The sequence below is a fragment of the Paraburkholderia caledonica NBRC 102488 genome, from assembly GCF_000685095.1.
GTDB classification, from domain to species: Bacteria; Pseudomonadota; Gammaproteobacteria; order Burkholderiales; family Burkholderiaceae; genus Paraburkholderia; species Paraburkholderia caledonica.
The window spans coordinates 1-1,985 of the sequence record NZ_BAYE01000059.1; the positions used below are offsets into that span (position 1 = coordinate 1).

Annotated in this window: 2 protein-coding genes; both read right to left on the minus strand. The window is 57.8% G+C overall.

Features of this window, described 5'->3' with window-relative positions; genetic code table 11:
• Positions 1-66: 66 nt before the first annotated feature.
• Positions 67-882, minus strand: a complete 816-nt coding sequence (istB, locus tag BCA01S_RS34180) for an IS21-like element helper ATPase IstB (protein WP_374726589.1) — start codon at positions 880-882, stop codon at positions 67-69.
• Positions 866-1,985 (minus strand): IS21 family transposase (gene istA, locus BCA01S_RS36355; protein ID WP_042320543.1); only part of this gene is annotated, 1,120 nt, incomplete at its 5' end. The genes istA and istB, both read right to left, overlap by 17 nt.

A 1,985-nucleotide genomic window follows, 5' to 3' on the forward strand; every position in this document is an offset into this window, starting at 1 on the left:
GATTTGCGCCGGAAACTGACCCACTTTTTGCATCTAGAATTGACCCACCCTTGATGCTCATAAACATCACTCTGGTGCGTCAATTTCCTCCTCTTTCGGTTTCTTTGGTGAGCTTTTTCGGGTTGCAGCCCGCGAAGCGGGCTGCCCCGCCGTGCTGTTTTTGAAGCGCCAGGAATCGTTGCCTGTTTCGACTATATGGCAGTGGTGCGTAAGGCGGTCAAGCAGCGCAGTTGTCATCTTCGCGTCGCCAAAGACGTTTGACCATTCCGTGAAGCTCAGATTGGTCGTAACAAGAACGCTTGTTCGCTCGTAAAGCTTCGAGAGCAGATGAAACAACAGTGCGCCACCCGTTTGGGTGAACGGGAGGTAGCCCAGTTCGTCCAGAACAATGGCGTCGACATACATGAGGCGATTGGCCAGTTGTCCGGGTTTGCCGGCGACCTTCTCCGCCTCAAGCTGGTTCACGAGCTCAACGGTGGTAAAGAACCGAACTCGTTTCCCATGGTTCTGTATTGCCTCGATACCAATGGATGTCGCAAGGTGCGTTTTCCCTGTGCCGGGTCCACCGATGAACACCACGTTCTGCGCGGACTCGCAGAATCGGACCGTGTGGAGTTCTCGCACAAGAGTTTCGTCGACGCTCGCCTGCTCGAAGTCAAAGCCGGCAAGGTCGCGGTGTGCAGGGAAACGTGCTGCAGCCATCTGGTAGTTGATTGACCGGACCTGCCGCTCAGCCGTTTCCGCCTTCAGCAGCATCTGCATGAATTTCTCCGGTTCAAAGTCGCTGTGTCTTGCCTGGGCTACCAGCTCGGGCCACGCCTGCGCCATTCCGTGGAGCTTCAACGACTTGAGAAGTGCAGCTGTTTCATTCGACATGACCATCCTCCTCATTACGCGTGACGCGAAGCTGCTCATACCGGTAGACATCCGCAAGCGGTTCGACCTTGAGCGTGATTGCTGTTCTCACCACCTCACCGCAATGAGCCGATTGGCTCTTCAGTCGCGCAAGGATGTTCAGGACATGGTCTCCGCTCGGACGTCCGGACTCCAGTGCGAGCTCGACGGCAACCAGCACGGCCTCCAGACCGTGAACGGGAGTGGCCGCGAGGACCTGGACCATTACCCGGTCGCCGCCAGTCTGTTTCAGCAGATGTCTCTGTAGGCGAAGCATCGGTTCTGGCATCGTCAGGAACGGCGCACCGTTTCTCAAAGCCCCGGGCTTACGCTCCACCAAATCGATGTAGTGCCGCCAGTCGTAAAAGGTCTGATACCGGTCGAAGCTGCGGGGATGGCGGGCAATCTCGATGCCGTCGGCCACCAGGCTGATGTAGGTCGGATAGCAGCGCAGGCTTACGATGTGATGCGCGTACTCCGTTGGCACGCTATAGCGGTTCCGGTCGAGGTGCACCAGACTCGTTGGCGAGACACGCACAGGCTTCTCGATGTAGCCGTCGAACGGCTTCGGAACCTGCATCAGCCGTGGACGCTCATCCGCGAGGGCGTCTTCCAAACTGAGCTCAGGCCATTGCGGATGTCTCAATTGTTTCCAGGCCTGCTGGCATCGCTCGGCCAGCCATATGTTCAGGACCTCAAGCGATTCCCACCGGATACCGATTGCATCGTGCCAAATCTGTCGGCGCCGGTCCTGGACATTCTTTTCAACGATGCCTTTCTCCCAGCCAGCGGCCCGGTTGCAGAACTCAGGCTCGAACAGGTAGTGGCCGCACATCGCATGGAATCGCGCATTGATAGCTCGTTCCTTACCCGGGCCAACCTTATCGACGGCGGTCTTCATGTTGTCATATATCCCGCGCCGGGGAACGCCGCCTAACGCGACGAATGCTCGTGCGTGGGCGTCGAACAGCATCTCATGGCTTTGGGTCGGATAGGCTACAAGCCAGAAGGCACGACTCGCGGCGAGCTTCATGTGGGCGACCTCTACGCGTCGCCTGAGTCCACCGATGAAGACATACTCGCAACTCCAG

Bases quoted from the DNA above. Each gene is read 5' to 3' on its own strand.
- istB (WP_374726589.1), bottom strand. From the start codon at position 882: ATGGTCATGTCGAATGAAACAGCTGCACTTCTCAAGTCGTTGAAGCTC.